General features: G+C 41.1%; 18 protein-coding genes. 7 read left to right on the top strand and 11 right to left on the bottom strand.

Annotated features, from left to right (window positions below):
- Positions 1 to 52 precede the first annotated feature (52 nt).
- Together ruvA and FTV04_RS09105 are read right to left on the bottom strand one after the other, a co-directional pair.
- Positions 53 to 655, bottom strand: a complete 603-nt coding sequence (ruvA, locus tag FTV04_RS09110; RefSeq protein WP_180089297.1) for a Holliday junction branch migration protein RuvA — start codon at positions 653 to 655, stop codon at positions 53 to 55.
- 110 nt (positions 656 to 765) lie between these two features.
- The gene (locus FTV04_RS09105; RefSeq protein WP_180009963.1) at positions 766 to 2,106 is read right to left on the bottom strand and encodes a deoxyguanosinetriphosphate triphosphohydrolase; all 1,341 of its coding nucleotides are present in this window, start codon (positions 2,104 to 2,106) and stop codon (positions 766 to 768) included.
- A gap of 459 nt (positions 2,107 to 2,565) precedes the next feature.
- On the opposite strand from FTV04_RS09105, the gene purL reads away from it, so the two are divergent.
- Together purL and FTV04_RS16825 are read left to right on the top strand one after the other, a co-directional pair.
- Positions 2,566 to 6,402 carry a phosphoribosylformylglycinamidine synthase gene (gene purL, locus FTV04_RS09100; RefSeq protein ID WP_180089296.1) on the top strand — a complete coding sequence of 1,279 codons (3,837 nt, stop codon included), beginning with the start codon at positions 2,566 to 2,568 and terminating at the stop codon, positions 6,400 to 6,402.
- A gap of 329 nt (positions 6,403 to 6,731) precedes the next feature.
- Positions 6,732 to 6,860, top strand: coding sequence for a KGW motif small protein (locus tag FTV04_RS16825; RefSeq protein WP_257221004.1), 129 nt, complete (start codon positions 6,732 to 6,734; stop codon positions 6,858 to 6,860).
- Between the two features lie 169 nt (positions 6,861 to 7,029).
- On the opposite strand, the gene FTV04_RS09095 is transcribed toward FTV04_RS16825, so the two are convergent.
- Positions 7,030 to 7,662 (bottom strand): hypothetical protein, encoded by a 633-nt coding sequence (locus FTV04_RS09095; protein ID WP_180089295.1) that lies wholly within the window; start codon positions 7,660 to 7,662, stop codon positions 7,030 to 7,032.
- Between the two features lie 108 nt (positions 7,663 to 7,770).
- Positions 7,771 to 9,513, bottom strand: a complete 1,743-nt coding sequence (locus FTV04_RS09090) for an FAD-dependent monooxygenase (protein WP_180089294.1) — start codon at positions 9,511 to 9,513, stop codon at positions 7,771 to 7,773.
- Between the two features lie 155 nt (positions 9,514 to 9,668).
- Here FTV04_RS09090 and FTV04_RS09085 point away from each other — a divergent pair, with 155 nt between their 5' ends.
- Both FTV04_RS09085 and FTV04_RS09080 read left to right on the top strand, forming a co-directional pair.
- Positions 9,669 to 10,550 carry a LysR family transcriptional regulator gene (locus FTV04_RS09085; RefSeq protein ID WP_180089293.1) on the top strand — a complete coding sequence of 294 codons (882 nt, stop codon included), beginning with the start codon at positions 9,669 to 9,671 and terminating at the stop codon, positions 10,548 to 10,550.
- Positions 10,551 to 10,565: 15 nt separating this feature from the next.
- Positions 10,566 to 10,883: a YqfO family protein gene (locus FTV04_RS09080; protein ID WP_180059235.1), complete on the top strand. Its 318-nt coding sequence runs from the start codon at positions 10,566 to 10,568 to the stop codon at positions 10,881 to 10,883.
- 174 nt (positions 10,884 to 11,057) lie between these two features.
- Here the strand turns inward: FTV04_RS09080 and FTV04_RS09075 are convergent, their stop codons facing one another.
- Positions 11,058 to 11,831, bottom strand: a complete 774-nt coding sequence (locus tag FTV04_RS09075) for a nitroreductase family protein (protein WP_180089292.1) — start codon at positions 11,829 to 11,831, stop codon at positions 11,058 to 11,060.
- 96 nt (positions 11,832 to 11,927) lie between these two features.
- A complete protein-coding gene (locus FTV04_RS09070; RefSeq protein ID WP_180089291.1) occupies positions 11,928 to 12,728 on the bottom strand; it encodes an enoyl-CoA hydratase-related protein in 801 nt (266 codons plus the stop codon).
- Between the two features lie 106 nt (positions 12,729 to 12,834).
- Between FTV04_RS09070 and FTV04_RS09065 the strand changes: the two genes are divergently transcribed.
- Together FTV04_RS09065 and FTV04_RS09060 are read left to right on the top strand one after the other, a co-directional pair.
- Positions 12,835 to 13,404, top strand: coding sequence for a nicotinate-nicotinamide nucleotide adenylyltransferase (locus FTV04_RS09065; protein WP_180089290.1), 570 nt, complete (start codon positions 12,835 to 12,837; stop codon positions 13,402 to 13,404).
- Between the two features lie 86 nt (positions 13,405 to 13,490).
- Positions 13,491 to 14,057, top strand: coding sequence for a YceI family protein (locus tag FTV04_RS09060; RefSeq protein ID WP_180007620.1), 567 nt, complete (start codon positions 13,491 to 13,493; stop codon positions 14,055 to 14,057).
- A gap of 17 nt (positions 14,058 to 14,074) precedes the next feature.
- On the opposite strand, the gene FTV04_RS09055 is transcribed toward FTV04_RS09060, so the two are convergent.
- Positions 14,075 to 14,962 carry a LysR family transcriptional regulator ArgP gene (locus tag FTV04_RS09055; protein WP_180009956.1) on the bottom strand — a complete coding sequence of 296 codons (888 nt, stop codon included), beginning with the start codon at positions 14,960 to 14,962 and terminating at the stop codon, positions 14,075 to 14,077.
- 138 nt (positions 14,963 to 15,100) lie between these two features.
- On the opposite strand from FTV04_RS09055, the gene FTV04_RS09050 reads away from it, so the two are divergent.
- Positions 15,101 to 15,700 (top strand): LysE/ArgO family amino acid transporter, encoded by a 600-nt coding sequence (locus FTV04_RS09050; protein ID WP_180089289.1) that lies wholly within the window; start codon positions 15,101 to 15,103, stop codon positions 15,698 to 15,700.
- 59 nt (positions 15,701 to 15,759) lie between these two features.
- Here the strand turns inward: FTV04_RS09050 and FTV04_RS09045 are convergent, their stop codons facing one another.
- The 4 genes from FTV04_RS09045 to queE all read right to left on the bottom strand — a co-directional run bounded on the left by FTV04_RS09045 (position 15,760) and on the right by queE (position 18,185).
- Positions 15,760 to 16,218: a peroxiredoxin gene (locus FTV04_RS09045; protein ID WP_180003271.1), complete on the bottom strand. Its 459-nt coding sequence runs from the start codon at positions 16,216 to 16,218 to the stop codon at positions 15,760 to 15,762.
- A gap of 134 nt (positions 16,219 to 16,352) precedes the next feature.
- Entirely contained in the window at positions 16,353 to 16,760 is a 408-nt protein-coding gene (locus FTV04_RS09040; RefSeq protein WP_078192024.1) for a hypothetical protein, read from the bottom strand.
- 13 nt (positions 16,761 to 16,773) lie between these two features.
- Positions 16,774 to 17,445: a 7-cyano-7-deazaguanine synthase QueC gene (gene queC / locus FTV04_RS09035; RefSeq protein WP_078190349.1), complete on the bottom strand. Its 672-nt coding sequence runs from the start codon at positions 17,443 to 17,445 to the stop codon at positions 16,774 to 16,776.
- A 29-nt stretch (positions 17,446 to 17,474) separates the two neighbouring features.
- The gene (gene queE, locus FTV04_RS09030) at positions 17,475 to 18,185 is read right to left on the bottom strand and encodes a 7-carboxy-7-deazaguanine synthase QueE (protein ID WP_078190348.1); all 711 of its coding nucleotides are present in this window, start codon (positions 18,183 to 18,185) and stop codon (positions 17,475 to 17,477) included.
- Positions 18,186 to 18,285: the final 100 nt, after the last annotated feature.

Here is an 18,285-nt window from a genome sequence, read left to right as displayed (position 1 = left end):
TCCATGTCGCCTTCGTGTATCCAATTTAGGTGTATTGGTATGTCTATTTGAATTATTTATTCATCGACTTAAGTGCAGCGCGAATGATGTCACTGGCTTCAGTATAATCAGCTTTGACGGCATTAATCAGTTTTTGTGCTTCAGCAGGTTTATAACCTAAAGACTGCAAGGCCGCTTCAGCTTCGGCTACGGCAGAGTTGCCCGTAAATTGAATTTGTTCAACAGTTGAATTGGTTGGTGCAGTGCCTGAAGCCATGGCTTTAAAGCGATCACGTAACTCAATCATGAGGCGTTCAGCGGTCTTTTTGCCTACACCCGGAACTTTGACTAAAGTGTTTATATCTTCATGTTCAACCGTGTGAATCAGCATTTCAACACTTAAGGTCGACAAAATGCCCAGTGCCATTTTAGGGCCTACGCCGTTAACTTTTAACAGTGTGCGAAAGATCAGTTTTTCTTGAGCATTGCTAAATCCGTAAAGCAGTTGTGCATCTTCACGAACAGCCAGATGTGTCCACAGGGTAATTTTTTGACCTTTTTGTAGTTGGCAAAATGTAGAAAGTGGGGTGTCAATTTCATAGCCCACACCATTTACATTGAGTAATACTGTTGGTGCTTCCAATGCCAGCACTTCGCCAATTAAACATCCGATCATGTCATTTATTCACTTTATTTCAGTTTAGTCTGAGCCATTTGCTCAATTTCAATTTGTTGTGAGATTAGCGTGAAGGCCAGCGAATTACTAGCCTTCACATTTTTTCAGCTTTAAAAGAAACCAACTTTATTACCTTGAAGTTCTTGTGCAAGGTTATAAGCCTGATGGTCTGAAAATTTAGAGATAATATCCAATACTTGCATGATGTTTTCATAATGCAACGGCCCAAAATGTGCCCCCGAACGGTGGAGAATGGACATCAGTCGCTGTTCTTTAAAACTCAAGGTTTTGTTTGGCGTAGTTAGAGGAATAAAAGCATCTAAAATATTTTGTAGACTTTGATGCGCAATAATCTCTAAGCCGGCTTTTTGTGGATGTTCAAAAATTTTATCGCGAGCTAACTCTTTCGCTCGGTTAATTCCACGCTCAATATCTTCACTGCAATATTGCAATAAACTGCCTTTGAGTTGACCTGACAAAATTTCATGATGATGGCGGGCGAAGGCAGTCGTGACTTCTTCGACTAGACGTTTCATCACTCGACCACGTAATGCGGCAATTTTTTGTTGCCAAGTGGTATCAGTCATCGCCAATTCGGCAGGTATGCCATAGTCACCGACCAAATCAAGGAAAATTGGCTCAACTTCGTTATAGTTCAACATGTTGAGGATAATGCCATCTTCAAGGTCAATTAAGGCATAACAAATGTCATCTGCGGCTTCAAGCAAATAGGTCAACGGATGACGACAGTAGTGATATTCACCCAGTTGAATTAAACCGAGTTGCTCTGCAATTTGCTGCAAGATTTCTTTTTCTGCCTGATAGCAGCCAAATTTAGCCCGTTGGCTCGCAGGTTTATTGCCTTGCGATGCAATGGTTTTTGAAAGCCACGGGTATTTTAAATATGCACCTAAAGTTGCATAGGTTAAACGCATACCACCATCATTCGGATGATAATCAATTTTAGTTAGTAGGCGTAAACCTTGGGCATTGCCTTCGAACTGACGCACATCGGCTTCTTCTTCAGGGCTTAAGTCCTGTAAAAAGTTGGTATGCGATGCATCATCAAACCATTCTCGAATGGCATATTCGCCTGCATGTCCAAAAGGTGGATTGCCAATATCGTGTGCCAAGCACGCAGCTTGAATAATTGCACCAACATCGGCAGGTGAAATCCACATCGGGAGTTCATCTTTAATTTTTTCAGCCGCGAGCATCCCCAATGAACGTCCAATACAAGACACTTCTAAAGAGTGAGTCAGGCGAGTATGAATGCCATCATGTTGGGTGAGGGGATGGACTTGGGTCTTGCGGTTTAATTGTCGAAAGCTTTGAGAAAAAATAATGCGGTCGTAGTCTTTGTGGAAGGGGCTACGTGCCTGTTCAGAGCTATGTTTATTACTACCAATACGAACTGTAGAAAGCAGTTCAAGCCAACGCATTTGAGTCATTTATCATTATTCAGTTATTTACTAAAAACTATGATGCCAAACTTGTGACTAAAGTAATAGTGGGTCGCGTCATAGCTTGACACTTTATTTAAGGGTATCGGTGTAGGTGTAGAATATTCGTATTAAGGTAGGGTGTTTTTAAGATAAATATTATTCATTGGCTAGACTATTCGCTGATTCAAACCCATTGGTAATGCCGCCTTGAAAGCCTCAAAATTCTAAAATTGATATTAATTTTCGATTAATGTTTTTTACAATTTATTTTGTGCTAAGCTGCGCTGCTGTATTCAATCTTTTTGACTGAAAATAAAAACAAAATTTAAAAAATCTTGTGCCATTCTCGAACAGAAAATGCTTTTCCCATCTAGCTGATTTCACCAATACACAGTAGAATATGCGCTCTCTTCAAGTCACATTGCGGCTTGGTTCAAAAGACCAGCCCGTGGAGCCAAAATCAGCATGTTTATCGTGGCCGGTGCACCAGCACACTCTTCTTTTAAGAAAACGCAACTATTAACACGTCTATCTTCGATTAGTTCTGTTCAAGCAATTGAAAGCCAATTGGTTTATTTATTTGACCAAGCGCTGAATGAGCAACAACAGCAATCTGCTTTACAGCTTTTAAACGATGGTCAATCTTTTGAACTGCGCCAAGCTGCAAGTGATGAAGTCCAAATATTAGTGACGCCACGCGTTGGTACAATCTCTCCGTGGTCGTCGAAAGCAACGGACATTTTCGCCAACTGTAATACACCGGTTCATCGCCTTGAACGCGGTGTTTTGTTTACTTTGAAGGGCGTAAATGCTGTTTCTGATGAAGTAAAACTGGCATTACATGACCGCATGACAGAAAGCGTGTTCAATCAAATTGAAGACGCGACTGCGCTGTTCTCTGAAACTGAACCAAAGCCGTTAAATGCTATTGATATTTTAGGTCAAGGCAAAGACGCTTTAGTGAAAGCAAACTCTGAGTTTGGTTTTGCACTATCTGACGAAGAAATTGATTATTTAGTTGCAGCGTTTAACAAGCTTGGCCGTAACCCGCATGACATCGAATTGATGATGTTTGCTCAAGCAAACTCTGAGCACTGCCGTCATAAAATCTTTGGTTCAGAATGGACAATTGATGGCGAAGTTCAGCCATTGTCATTGTTCCAAATGATTAAAAACACTTATAAAGAATCTCCAGATGACGTTTTGTCTGCATATAAAGACAACGCATCAGTGATCGTGGGCTTTGACACTCAACGTTTCTATCCGAAAAAAGACGAAGAAACAGGTCAGCACGTTTACAAATATAAGAGCCAAGCTGCTCACATCTTAATGAAGGTGGAAACGCATAACCATCCGACAGCAATTGCGCCATTTGCGGGTGCTGCGACAGGTTCAGGCGGTGAAATCCGTGATGAAGGCGCAACTGGCCGTGGCGGTAAGCCAAAAGCAGGTTTAACAGGTTTCACTGTTTCTAACTTGAACATTCCTGGCTTTGAACAGCCTTGGGAAGAAAACTACGGCAAGCCGTCTCGTATGGCATCTCCGCTTCAAATTATGATTGAAGGCCCATTGGGTGGCGCTGCGTTTAACAACGAATTCGGTCGTCCTGCTTTAAATGGTTACTTCCGTACGTTTGAACAAAATGTAAATGGCGACGTAAAAGGCTTCCATAAGCCAATTATGATTGCCGGCGGTTACGGTAACATCCGTCCTGACCATGTAGAAAAAGATGCAATCCAACCGGGCGATCTTTTAATCGTACTTGGCGGTCCTGCCATGCTGATCGGTCTAGGCGGCGGTGCTGCGTCTTCTGTAGACAGCGGTAAGTTAGGTGAAAACCTAGACTTCGCATCTGTACAGCGTGAAAACCCAGAAATGGAACGCCGTTGCCAAGAAGTGATTGATGCTTGCTGGCGCATGGAAGACCATAACCCAATCGTATCTGTACATGACGTGGGTGCGGGCGGTATCTCAAATGCAATGCCTGAACTTGTGAACGATCACGAGTTAGGTGCAATCCTTGATCTTCGTAAAATTCCATCACTAGAAAAAGGCATGTCTCCGATGGAGATTTGGTCGAACGAAGCACAAGAGCGTTATGTATTGGCAATTCGTCCAAGCTCTTTAGAATTGTTTGAATCACTGTGTGCACGTGAACGCTGCCCATTCGCCGTACTTGGTGAAGCAACTGAAGCACGTCAATTGACAGTAAACGATCCATTGTTTGAAAACAAAGCTGTGGATATGCCAATGCAAGTTATGCTTGGCGGTACACCGCGTATGAGCCGTTCGTATGAAACAATTGAACGTAAAGGCGATGACTTCACTGCTGAAACAGTAACAGATTTAAAAGATGCGATTTACCGCGTTCTTAAAAATCCAACTGTTGCATCTAAATCGTTCTTGATCACCATTGGTGACCGTTCGATTACGGGTATGGTTGCACGTGATCAGTTCGTCGGTAAGTGGCAAGTGCCTGTAGCGGATGCTGCGGTAACGACGACGAGCCTTGTAGGTTATACAGGTGAAGCAATGGCAATGGGTGAACGTCCGCCAGTTGCGTTGTTAAATCCTGCGGCGTCTGCACGTTTGTCTGTAGCAGAATCAATTTCGAACATCATGTCTGCAAAAATCGACCAGATCAGCGACATTAAATTGTCTGCAAACTGGATGGCTGCTGCAGGTCAACAAGGTGAAGACCAAGCGCTATTCGAAGGTGTTAAAGCCATCGGTATGGAAATGTGTCCTGCACTAGGTATCGCAATTCCAGTAGGTAAAGACTCATTGTCTATGCGTACCACTTGGAATGACGAAGGTGAAGACAAATCTGTAACTTCTCCAATGTCAGGCGTGATCACAGCATTTGCACCTGTGACTGATGTTCGCAAAACACTTACACCTGAACTTAAAAACATCGAGTCTGTACTGGTACGTATCGATCTTTCTAAAGGTCAATTCCGTCTAGGCGGTTCGATCCTTGCTCAGGTTTATAAAGCAATCGGTTCTGTTACACCTGACGTAGACAGCTTCGATGACTTCAAAGCATTCTTTGCATTGGTTCAAGACTGGAACAACCGTGGTCTAATCAAGGCTTACCATGACATCGGTGATGGCGGTCTATTGGCAACTGTTGCAGAAATGATGTTCGCTTCACGCCTAGGTGCAGCACTTGAAGATCAATCTACTGCAAGCTTGTTTGCAGAAGAAATTGGTGCAGTGCTTCAAATCAGCAAAGCGGATTGGGCTGCATTAGAAGCTGAAGTTGCAGCGTCTAGCCTTAAAGATGCAATTGCAGTAGTAGGTACTGTAAACGATACAGATACTTTAACTGTGAATGGTTTGAGCTTAGACCGTGCTGAATTACAGCAAGCATGGACTGAAGTGTCTCATCAAATCCAACGTCTGCGTGACAACGTAGAAACTGCGGATCAAGAATATGCGTTGATTGCTGACAAATCACATGCAGGTTTAATTGCAAAACCAACATTTGATTTGAACGAGCCTATCGAAGCACCGTACATCAATGAACGCCGTCCAAACATGGTGATTCTGCGTGAACAAGGTGTAAACGGTCATGTAGAAATGGCTGCTGCATTTGATAAAGTCGGCTTCAACACTGTAGACGTACACATGAGCGACTTGCTTGCTGGCCGTATCAGTCTTGATGACTTTGAAGGCTTAGTGGCATGTGGCGGTTTCTCTTACGGTGACGTATTGGGCGCAGGCGGCGGTTGGGCTAAATCAGTATTGTTCAATCCTAAACTTCGTGACCAATTTGAGAAATTCTTCAACCGTGATGAAACTTTCTCTCTAGGTATTTGTAACGGCTGTCAAATGCTGTCTCAGCTTGCACCACTCATTCCGGGTGCAGAAGCTTGGCCTCGTTTCCACCGCAATACATCTGAGATGTTTGAAGCGCGTGCAGTTAACGTTCGCGTTGAAAAATCTAATTCTGTATTGTTAGATGGTATGGAAGGTTCGATTCTTCCTATCGCCGTGGCACATGGTGAAGGCCGTGTAGTTGCTAGCGCGGAAAACATTGCGGCATTGAATGCAGGTGATCAAGTGATCTTGCGTTATGTAGATAGCCAAGGTAACCCAACGCAGCATTACCCAATGAACCCGAATGGTTCGCCAGAAGCGATTTCAGGTGTAACGTCTAAAGACGGCCGTGCAACGATTATGATGCCGCACCCTGAGCGTAACTTCCGTGCAATTCAGCATTCTTGGAAACCAGAAGACTGGGATCAAGATGGTGCTTGGTTACGTATGTTCCGTAATGCACGTAAATTTATTGGTTAATCTTAGATAGATGAATCCTAGAAAAGAGCCGCCTTAGGGTGGCTTTTTTTATGGTTAAAATTTACCAAAAGATATATTAATTATTGTGAATGCTTGTTTTTACACATATAATCGCTTTCGTTTTTTAAACCACCTGCGGGTGGTTTTTTGTTGGTTTTAAATTTTTATTTCTCCCACTGAACTTGGTTTAGATTTTGCTTTTATATTTGTGGAAACATGCTAGTGTGTAATTTATGCACAATAACTATGCAAGATTAAAGACTAGCAAGATAAAAGAAAGATGGATAACTAAACGAGTTCAGTATCAACACTCATGATGAGGTGATGACATGATTATAACAGTAGCATATTCGGCAGTTGATAAGTCTGCGCTGCGTAAAAAGGGCTGGAAGATTTTTGGTGCAGTGGTGTGTTTGCAGTTGGTGTTTTTAGTTCTGGGTTATGTATTGCAGATGTAATATTTGAAATATAGAAACCGCCGTGAGGCGGTTTTTTACTTTGAGATTCTTTTTTTTGATAGAGCATGAGGAGCAATGCTTCGTAGGACAAAACCCTTTTGTAGACTGATGGGACGTCCTATCCCGCAGTCTAATGGGTGACATATATGTCGCTAGTCATTTGATTGGCTTAATCATTGAAAATATTTTCATAAAAATAGTAAAAGGTTTCAGTTCTCTTGAATTGGGCTATTTGTATACCACCTGGGTACAATTGGGAGGGTACTTGAACTAAAAAACTAAAGCTAGCAAGATCCACATTTGGATTTTGAATATCGTACTCGAAATCAGGATCATCTTTATTCGTTTCTATTAGAGAAAGTTCCTTGATTAAATGAATGAGATGATTGTTTAGGCGAGTGATAATATAAGTATATTTATCAAATTCTTGCTTAGAAATTTTCCCATGATATTTTAATAAAACAGTACGTCCAATCATTCGAGCTTGATGCTCTAAATAGGTTTGATCCAATATGCCTAGTATCTCTAAACCGAGTTCAGCGTTATTTTTATCTTGAAAAAAATGTTTTATAAAATTTTGATTATTAGTTTCTATTTCTTGAATAAAAGCTAAACGTTGTTTTTGCTCCTTTAGCGTTCGATAATGTGTATAAGCTTGAATTGAACTGCTAATAAGCGATGCAAAGGGAATGGATTTAACAGCATCTTCTAAAAAAGTATTGGCAGTATTAAATAGAATTTCATCTGCAAGGTTTTCAGCTGAGTTTAAAACTAAATCCGTTTTCGAATTTTTATTAGACATTATTCAAACCAATTTATTTTGTTGTTTTTATAGTAATAAAATAAAACGTAAATAAAAATCTAAAATTTATGAATTGAATTAATAAAACCACCCGAAGGTGGTTTTTGATTAAATAGCCAATTGAATCTGTTTTAGCACAGCCTTCAACGTATTTTCATAATCAAAAGCAGCATTGGTACTGTCTTGATAACGCCAAGCGACATACCCATCTGGACGGACTAAGACTGCGCCTGATTCATGAATTTCTGATTTAGCATTCCATGTGCCATAAACGTCACGGTATTCACGTGAACCAATTTGAATCACATCTAAATAAGGTAGATTCAAAGATTCAGCAGCAGTTTTCCAACCTTTGCCTGAAAGACCAGTGAGTAGGGTAAAGCGACCATGCCCTGTAATATCTAAAGTTGATTGCTTATCGCCTTTGGCATCAATAATCCAAGTATGTGGAACTTTAGCCCCCGGACGCGTGGTTGCTTGCAAGTAAAGCTGTTGATCTTTGGCAAAGATCTCAGGCTCAGATTCCGCAATCATGGCATTGGATGTATAGCGCTGATTCAACTCTACACCTTGGGCATTAAACTCAAAGTTTTTAATTTCTAAGGCTTGATAAAGCTTTTGACGGATTTCTGCAGCTTGTTCATCTTCTGCAAAAATACGTTGCATCATTTGAGCTTGAGTTGTGATGCCTTGGTCAAAACCAAATACCTCTTTGAGATGCTTATAGTCAAAGCGAGATTGATTGGCACGCGCCACGATTTGCTTGCCGACAGGCGCACGCTCAGTGGTATAGGACTCAAGTAGAGTAGGAGCAGCCCAACCTTTAATGGCATATGCCAATTTCCAACCGAGGTTAAAAGCATCTTGCATACAGGTATTTGAACCTAAGCCACTTGATGGTGGATGACGATGTACCGCATCACCGCCGCAGAATACACGACCTTTCGAGTATTCAGTTGCCCATGTTTGGTTCACATACCAATAAGACAGTTTTTGAATTTCGACATTTTCAACTTCAGCGCCGACAAAGGCATTTAAACGCGCACGCACTTGCTCTTCGGTGACTTGCGGTTCGCCTTTGGAAATATCAAAGCCCCAACCCATAATCCATTCATTCCAAGGTGTAATGGCACGGAGTAAGCCCATGCCCAGATCACCAAAGCTGGCTTCAGGATTGACAATCCATTGCAAAATGGCATGGCGGTTTTTCACATATTGTGAAAGATCCGCTTTGAAAGTCACGTATACCGTACCTGCACGAGCCATGATCCCTTCGAGGGGTAAATCAAGCTCTTCAAGCACTTTAGAATGCGCACCATCCATACCAATTAAATATTTGGCACGTAAGCTAAATTCAGTTTGGGTAATACGATTTAAAAAGGTTGCTGTTACACCATGCTCATCTTGCACATGAGACAAATATTCAGTATTAAAATTATAAATTGCACCACGCTCTGCTGCATTTTTAACTAACAATGCTTCCATTTTCGGCTGAATTAAATCAACCAACGGACAGGGACTGCCTTTAATATAATCGCCACGACGTTCGTCGCCCGTGCCCCAAGCACTCATACGGGCAATTTCTTCACCGACAAGACTTGTGGTGATGAGGCTTTCACCCATCTGTTCCCATGGCGTTGCAATTTCTTTGACCTGTTCTTCGATGCCTAAGTCACGCAACACTTCCATCGCACGTTGGTTGGTAATATGGGCACGCGGACTATTAGCTAACCAATTAAATTGGGTAAAAAGCTGAACCTGTATGCCGTAATTTGCCAAGGCCAAACCTAAAGTAGAACCTGCAGGCCCTGTGCCAATAATCAGAACATCGGTATCGAATTGCTGTGTCATAAAAACTCCATGTGTATGTGAAGCGAAAACTTGGAATAGTCCGCAGTCTAGGCAAATGATTTTCCGAGTAGAATGGATATTCATATAAACTATAGATCTATTGGTATTTTGACTGCATGACACGGGTGATGTAGTGAGTGTGTGGAGTGAAGCGAATGGAATTACGACATTTACGTTATTTTGTGACGGTGGCGAAAGAACAGAGTTTCACTAAGGCAGCGGAAAAACTATTTACAGCACAACCATCGCTCAGTCAGCAAATTAAAGACTTAGAGCAGGAAGTTGGGGTGCAATTATTTGAACGTTCTGCTCGCAAAGTCTTACTGACCGATGAAGGGCAGGCTTTTCTGAAATATGCAGAGCAAGCACTAGAAAATGCCAAACAAGCTGTAGCCGCAGCTCGCCACGTGGCGCAAGCCAAAAATAATCAAATACATATTGGCTTTTTAAATGTCGCAGAATTGAAAATTATGCCGAGTATTTTGGCGCAATTAAAACAGCATATTCCTGATTTGAAAATTCATTTACATAGCTTGACGTGTACAGAGCAAATTCAAAAACTAAAAAATACCGAACTGGATATTAGCTTTACTCGTTACCACTTAAGCCATGATGACTTTACCAATATTCAGGTTTTAAGTGAGCAAATTTATTTGGTTGGCGCAGCGCATCTGCATCCATCAGATCGCATCTTAAAACTTCAAGAGTTAAAAAATCACACCATTATTATGTGTGAACAAAATGCTTCTCCCGTGTTTTACGATACCTTAAATGCCTTGATTCCTTTTGATCAGCAGCAACATGATCATATGCTGTGGGTAACAAATGTCATGCAGCATTTAAATTTGATTAATATGGGCATGGGCCTGAGTTTTGTGCCCGAATATTTACTCAAATTTTTAAATGATTCGGTCAAAGTCATTCAAACAGATGTGGAATTACCGAAACTAGGTTTATATGCAACCTATCCGAATGCATCGAATAATGTTGCATTGAAAATGATTTACAGTGCTTTAAATAATGTAACTGCACAATAGCGTCTGGAATAACCAATGTTAAAACTGATTTATTATGTACCTGAGTCTCACCTAGAGTCGACTAAACTGGCTGTTTTTGAAGCTGGAGCAGGCGGTATAGGCAACTATGAACACTGCGCTTGGCAAGTGTTAGGGACGGGGCAATTTAAACCTGTAAAAGGCGCAAATCCTTTTATTGGTGAGTTGGATCAGCTGGAGTCTATCCCTGAATGGCGAGTGGAAACCATCGTGCCTGAAGAGAAGGCGAGTGAGGTCGCAAGGTCTTTAAAAGCAAGTCATCCTTATGAAGAGCCGGCATTTGAGTTTATTCAAATGGTGGATGTAAGTTTTTAATTCATAATGAAAGTTCCCTCTCCTTTTAAAGGAGAGGGTTAGGGAGAGGATTGATTTGATTATGCCCCTCATCCTCTTACGAAGAATGCTCCTCTTCCCGAAGGGAGACGGGACTTACCTAATATTTAAAGTTATGCAGTCAATTGCGGTTGTGACTATTCTTTTGAAAGCAAATTATATCTTCTGAATAAACAGCTCACGGTCAAAACGATACTGCGGGAAGAACACACCATCTTTAGCACGTTCACCTGCACCAATCACCATCACTGGGTATTGCTGAGCATTTAATCCTAAAATTTTCTTCACCAAAGGTTCATCAAAACCTTCCATCATACAACTGTCAAAACCATAGGCACGTAAAGCCAAAACTAAGTTTTCACAAGCCAATGCTGTGGTTTTGCTCGCCCAAAGTTTCGCATCTGCTTCATTAAACGCCGTCACAGGCAACTGTTTATCCAGTGTACGTGCAACTTTGAAAGCTACTTTTTTAAAGTTACCTAGTGCGTTGAAGTAACCAGTTTTATAGTTATAAGGAATGAACTTGTAATACTTCTGCACAGCTGCAGGTGCTTCAGGGAATGGAAATTCGGAAATATTACGTTTAGCCATTTCATCTACACGGTCGGTACGCGCGACACAGACAATCAATTCAGCAGCAGTTTTTGCCGCAAGTTGCCCTAAGCAAGCTTTCACCAATTGTTTTTTCTTTGCGGGATTCTGAACGACATAGAATGTCCAAGGCTGTAAATTCGATGAATTCGGTGCAAGCAAGGCGAGGTCTAAGCATTCATCTAAAACGTCGTTTGGAATGGCCTTGTCGGTAAACTTACGTACAGAACGACGGCTTTGTACAACTTTTTTAAAATTCTCGATATCGATGCCTTCAGGCGCAGGCTCGTAGTAGCGTTTCTTTTCAGGTTTAGTTTCAGTTTGTGATGCTGCAGTCATGTGGAAACATCCAGTTTTTAAATTTAGAAAATAGATTGGGGCTAAGATGAAAAAAACCACCCAAATATGAGTGGTTTTTTACGTTCCATTAAAACATTAATTGAACTGAGAGAAGTCAGGTTTGCGTTTTTGCATAAAGGCTGCAACAGCTTCCATCATTTCTGGAGAACCTACTCGATCCATGAAAATCTCAGCTTCATGGTCAATCCATGCCACGATTTCATTTACATTATGTTTCATCAATGCTTTTGATTGAACCAAAGATGCTAGCGGAAGTGCAGATAACTGTGCTGCTTTTTTCGCAGCTGTCGCATAAGCATCTTCTTCAATGCTATTGACCAAATTCGCTGAAAGCGCTGTCGCACTATCAAACTTCTGAGCAGTTAACAGTAATTCCGCCGCTTTATGGTAGCCGGCTTGTTGAACCAATAGCTTGCTCGATGCACCTTCAGGCGATAGACCAAGGCTCACAAACGGAATTTGGAATAGGGCAGTATTGTCGCTGTAGACTAGATCGCAATGAAGCAGAATCGTAACACCAATCCCAATGGCAACACCACGAACCGCAGCGATCAACGGCTTAGAAAATTGAGCAGCAGATTTTAATAAAATGAACGGTGCGCCTTCAGAAGCTGGAGCTTGCCCTTTTTGAGCAGCAGATTTCATAAAATCTTGCATGTCATTGCCCGCACTGAAGTCCGCATCTTGACCACGGAGTACAACTACACGCACTGAAGTATCTTCATCAGCTTCATCTAATGCCTTTGCAATCCACAGATATAGTTCTGTATACAGCGCGTTCTTCGCCTGAGGTCGGTTGATGGCTAAGGTCAGTACGCCATTGTCCAAATTCGCATTCAAATGTTCATGGGGTTGTTGAATACAGCTCAGTGTCATCGTACTATCCTTGCGTAAAAGTTTCGTTTTGATTTTATGCTCAACATTATGTCGCATATTTCAGCCTGTGGCACAACTGCTCAGTTCATAAAAAGTTTGATTTGATATGAAATATACATTTGATTATTTGGTTTTCATTGGGCGTTTTCAGCCGTTCCATTTAGCACATCTGCAAACCATTAAAATTGCCTTGCAACAAAGTCAATATGTGCTTTTAGCACTGGGTTCGGCGCAAAATGAACGTAATATCAAAAATCCATTTTTGGCTGTAGAACGTGAGCGAATGATCTTGTCGAATTTTTCAGAGCAAGATCAGAAGCGAATCAAGTTTGTGCATGTGATTGATGTATATAACGATGAAAAATGGCAAAAGCTAGTCAAATCTTTGGTAAATGATGTAGTTGAAACGAATGCAAAAGTCGGTTTGATCGGGCATTTTAAAGATGATTCTTCTTATTATTTAAAATTTTTCCCAGAATGGGAAATGGTTGAGTTGGAGAGTCTAGAGGGGGCCATTTCTGCGACACCGGTACGCGAGGCGTATTATCGCGGTGAAATTCAGCATAATGCTTTTCCTCAAGGTACCGTCGAATTTTTGCAAAAATTTCAACAGACAGACATTTATAAACAACTTCAACACAAATTTATGACTCAGGATAAAACAAATCTGCTATAAAAAAACGCTAAAATTTCTAGCACTACAATGGAGCAAAAAATAAACATTGTAGTGATTTTAGGTTGTGTTTTATTCAGGAGAAAAACATGAATTTGCGTCACGGAACCTTAGCAAAATATATGGGAGCCTTCGCTTTATGCTGCGTATTGCCCCTACATGCTGCTGAGTGGACGCTAACGCCTAATAGTCAGGTCACTTTTGGTATTAAATCTGTGGGGCTGTCGATTGTTGAAGGGCGCTTTAATAAGGTTCAGTCGAACCTTAAGTTTGATCCTGAAATTCCACATAAAGGTTCAGCTCATTTGGTGTTAGATGTAGATAGCATCAGTTTTAGTAACCCAAGCTTAAAGGGATTAATCTTGGGAAGTGAATATTTTGATGCCGCTGAATTTAAGCAAGTGAAGTTTGTCAGTAAACAAATCGAACCCGTGGCTTATGCGAAATATATGATTCGAGGGGATCTGACCATTCGTGGTATCACTAAACCTGTGATCTTCGATACTACACTTACCCCTAGTCCGCAAAATCCAAAAGTGTTGGATGTTCAATCTTTAGCAACCATTAAGCGTAGTGATTTTGGTATGCGTAAAGCACTCGGTGGAGTTGGTGAGCAAGTACTGATTCAGCTCAAAGGCCAATGGCGGCTTGAATAACCGCAGTCTTACAGGGTTTAACACATATGATCTTTGGCATGTTGCAGCACAACAGCAGTCAATTTTTGTAATTGAACAGATTGTTGGTTCCAATGATGCCAATACAAAGCTAGATCAATACTGAGTTCTGTTGAAAGCTCTATCAATTTTCCCGCTGCTAATAAGTCTTTACTTTGATAGTCGGGTAACCATCCATAGCCCAAGCCCATCGTAATGGCATCAAAAAATGCCGTTGAAGAGGGAATGAAATGATGTGGATATTGTGAAGGGTTGAGTCCGAAATTCTTCTGAATCGATTGTGTATGTAAGTCATCTTTCTCATTAAAAATCAGTGCAGGCGCAGCCCTTAACGCATTTCGCGTCACACCTTGACCGAACCATCTTTGGATAAAATCAGGGGTTGCTACAAAGCGATAATGCATTTCTCCCAGATATTCTGCGACGCAGCCCTTCATGGCTTCCGATTCTGTTGTGACACAGGCATTGACCAAACCGGCTTCTAATAAATGATGTGTTTGTGACTGATCATCGACCTGAAAATGAATCACGATTTTTTCTTCAATTAAGAGATCTTTGAGTAGCGGAAGCAACCATGTCGCAAGTGAGTCAGCATTGGTCGCAATATTGACTTGATAGAAAGCATTCGCTGTTTGTCCTGTTAGATTTTGCAGAAAATTATGTTCTAGTAACTTACTGTGTTGTAAATAATGCAATAAAGATTGGCCTGCGAGTGTTGGGCGGCAGGGTCGTTCACGTACAATGAGTACATGACCTAATTTCTTTTCTAAAGTTTGCAGCCTGAGCGTGACCGCAGATGCCGTAATGTTTAAACGCAGTGCCGCTTGTTCAAAGCTTCCTGTTTCAGCAACCGCAAGAAAAGCTTCACTATGTTTGCTTTGTAACATGAGTCACCTATGAGCATTAGAAATTTTATAAACTAAGAAAAACTTAGTTATATTGATATTTATTTATAAATACTTATTTTTAGCAATAAGCTTAGATAATAGCAACATTCATTTAAAGCTTTGAAAGTGTAGTTAAAAATGTTGCACAGTTATATGCAAGGGCTCGCAATTGGATTTAGCCTAATTATCGCGATTGGTGCGCAAAATGCGTTTATTCTCAAGCAAGGGTTAAAAAAGCAGTATGTCTTTTGGCTTTGTGCTATTTGCGCTGCTTCTGATTCGATACTCATCTTATTGGGTGTACTCGGATTCTCCCAATTGGTTGAAAGTCATCCGGAAATTGTGAGTGTTGCGAAATATTTGGGCGCAACGTTTTTAGTTGTCTATGGGGCACAGCATTTTCTGCAAGCCTTTAAAACTTCGAGCAGTTTAGCGCCCAGTGAGAAGAATGAAACTAAATTATTGAAGTTGGTACTGATTTGCTTGGCTTTAACGTGGTTAAATCCACATGTGTATCTCGATACGGTTGTGCTGATTGGGTCTATTTCAACGAAGTTTGAATCGACAGCCGTATATTTTGCGATTGGGGCAATTACAGCTTCATGGGTGTTTTTCTTTGTCCTCGGATTTGGTGCGCGCTATTTATTACCGCTCTTCCAAAGTGCAAAGGCATGGAAAGTTTTAGACTTTATTATTGGCGTTGTGATGTGGGGAATTGCAATTTCATTATTGCTCTAGTTATATGTCCTCATTAAATTTGAGCCCATTCCTATAGGAGCGGGCTCAAATCATTAATTTTATGCAGCTTGTAATGCTTTTAAATCTTCTAAGACTTGTTCTGCATGGCCTGCAGCTTTGACTTTACGATATTCTTTTACCAGCTTGCCATGATGGAAAATAAAGGTTGAGCGTTCGATGCCCATAACCTTTTTGCCATACATATTTTTTTCTTTAATCACATCGAAATGCTGACATAGCACTTCTTCTTTATCACTGATTAAATCAATGCTTAGATTTTGCTTTTCAGTGAAGTTTTGATGGGCTTTAACCGAGTCGCGAGAAATGCCGTAGATTGGTGTATTAAGCGCATCAAACTGATCTTTTAAGCATGAAAACCCAATGGCTTGCGTCGTACATCCTGGTGTTGAATCTTTAGGGTAGAAGTAGATGATCAGCCAGTCATTGTTTAGTTCTGCAAGGTTGACTTCACCTGAGGTGGTTGGGAAGGTTTGATTTGGTAAGCTAATTTCAGTCATGAAGATTTCCTTTTTCATGTCTTATCCCTAAATGGGCTTAAACAAAGTATGTGAAATATGACCATCATACAGAATTTACTTTGAACTTAAAGCAATAAAAAAGCCTGCATTTGCAGGCTTTTTTAAGACGAAAATTATTTTTTCGCTTGAGCAGATTTCATTGCTTCTTCAGTTAAATTTTTTAATTTACCTGTTAACTGAGGACCGAAACATGCTTGAAGGTCTTTATTTTGTTTTTGAACAAAAGCGAGTGTTGCAGGGCTTTTCTTCTGGTTGATTGTGCTTTGGATTTCCCATTTTTGAGCATTGGTTAAACGACCATCTGCTTCAACAGCACAAGTACAGTATTTGCTAACTTCAGCGGCAGTTAGTTTTTTACCTTTGCCAGTTTCTTCTTTACAAACATTAATTAACGAAGATTTTACGTTAGTGCTCTTATATGCTTGTTGAAGCTTGTCGTTGTCAGCGTGTGCAACTGAAGCAAACAATGCAGCTGCAGAGAAAGCAGCAGAAAGAATAATGTTTGATTTTAAATTTTTCATAAACCCTACCTTGTTATTTCGGTATGTAACGTGTCGGATCTTCAACACCTGCGTCAACGAAACCTTGTTTACGAAGACGGCAGCTATCGCATTTACCGCAAGCACGACCTTGGTCATCTGCTTGATAGCAAGACACCGTTTGACTGTAGTCTACGCCATGTTCTATACCTAAGCGAATGATATTTGCTTTGGATAAATGTAACAGAGGTGTTTCAAATTTAAGTGGTTTTCCTTCAACGCCAACTTTAGTTGCAAGGCGAGCCATGTTGGCAAAGGCTTCGATAAACTCTGGACGGCAGTCTGGATAGCCTGAGTAATCAACCGCATTAATACCAATGACAATTGCTTCTGCACCAAAAACTTCCGCCGCAGCTAAAGCATATGACAAGAAAATCGTGTTACGCGCTGGTACATAAGTTACAGGAATACCGGCTTGTTCATGATCAGGAACTTCAATGCTATGGTCCGTTAACGCAGAGCCACCTAAGTTACCTAAATCGATATTAATGACACGATGTTCTACACCAGCCTGCTTAGTTAACTCACGAGCAGCATCCAGTTCTGTTGTAGAACGTTGACCATACATAAAACTTAAGGCGATACATTCATAACGTGCTTGAGCCCAAGCTAAACAAGTGGTTGAGTCTAAGCCGCCAGACAATAAAACTATGGCACGAGGGCGCATATGCATTACTCCAAATAATTCTTTAAAACTTAACGACCAGTTTCATCGTTCCAAAGCAATTTATGTAATTGCAATTGGAAGCGAACAGGGAGATGGTCTTCTAAAATCCATTGTGCTAAATCACGTGCAAGCTGAGGCAAACGAGCAGCACCTTTTTCAACGGCAAAGGCCGGAGAGAACCAAATGGTGCTGACTTTTTCGTTTAGCTTATAGCGCTCAACTTGCTGTTTTGACCATTCATAGTCTTCACGATTACAAATCACAAATTTGATCTGATCATGTGGCGTTAAATGGTCGAAGTTGCTAAGCAAGTTTCGTGCAACTTCACCCGATGTCGGGGTTTTTAAATCCATAACCTTTGAAACACGTGGGTCAACTTTAGACACATCTAAAGCACCACTGGTTTCTAAAGAGACTTCGCAGCCTAAATCGGCCAGACGAGTCATGAGGGGAAGGGCGTTCGGTTGAGCAAGCGGCTCACCACCCGTCACGCAAATATAAGGAGTTTTAAAATCTAAAGTGGTTTGAATAATTTCTTCTAATGATTGGCGTTCACCGCCTTCAAACGAATAGGTTGTATCACAATAAGTGCAACGTAAAGGACAGCCTGTTAAGCGGATAAAGACCGTAGGCAAACCTGCGGTATTGGCTTCACCTTGCAATGAATAAAAAATCTCCGTAATACGTAAACCCGCAGACGGATCAGAAACAGGAATAGCGGAAGATCGAAGGGTACTCATAACAAAATTAACCAGATATAAAAAAACAAAAAATCTCTACGATCATTGCTAACCGTAGAGACGAGGAGCGATAGAGGCTCCACGGAACACGAATGCTCCG

Source organism: Acinetobacter sp. YH12219 (genome assembly GCF_013417875.1).
GTDB classification, from domain to species: Bacteria; Pseudomonadota; Gammaproteobacteria; order Pseudomonadales; family Moraxellaceae; genus Acinetobacter; species Acinetobacter amyesii.
Note: the sequence above shows the minus strand (reverse complement) of the source record. Positions and strands in the feature narration are given on the sequence as shown.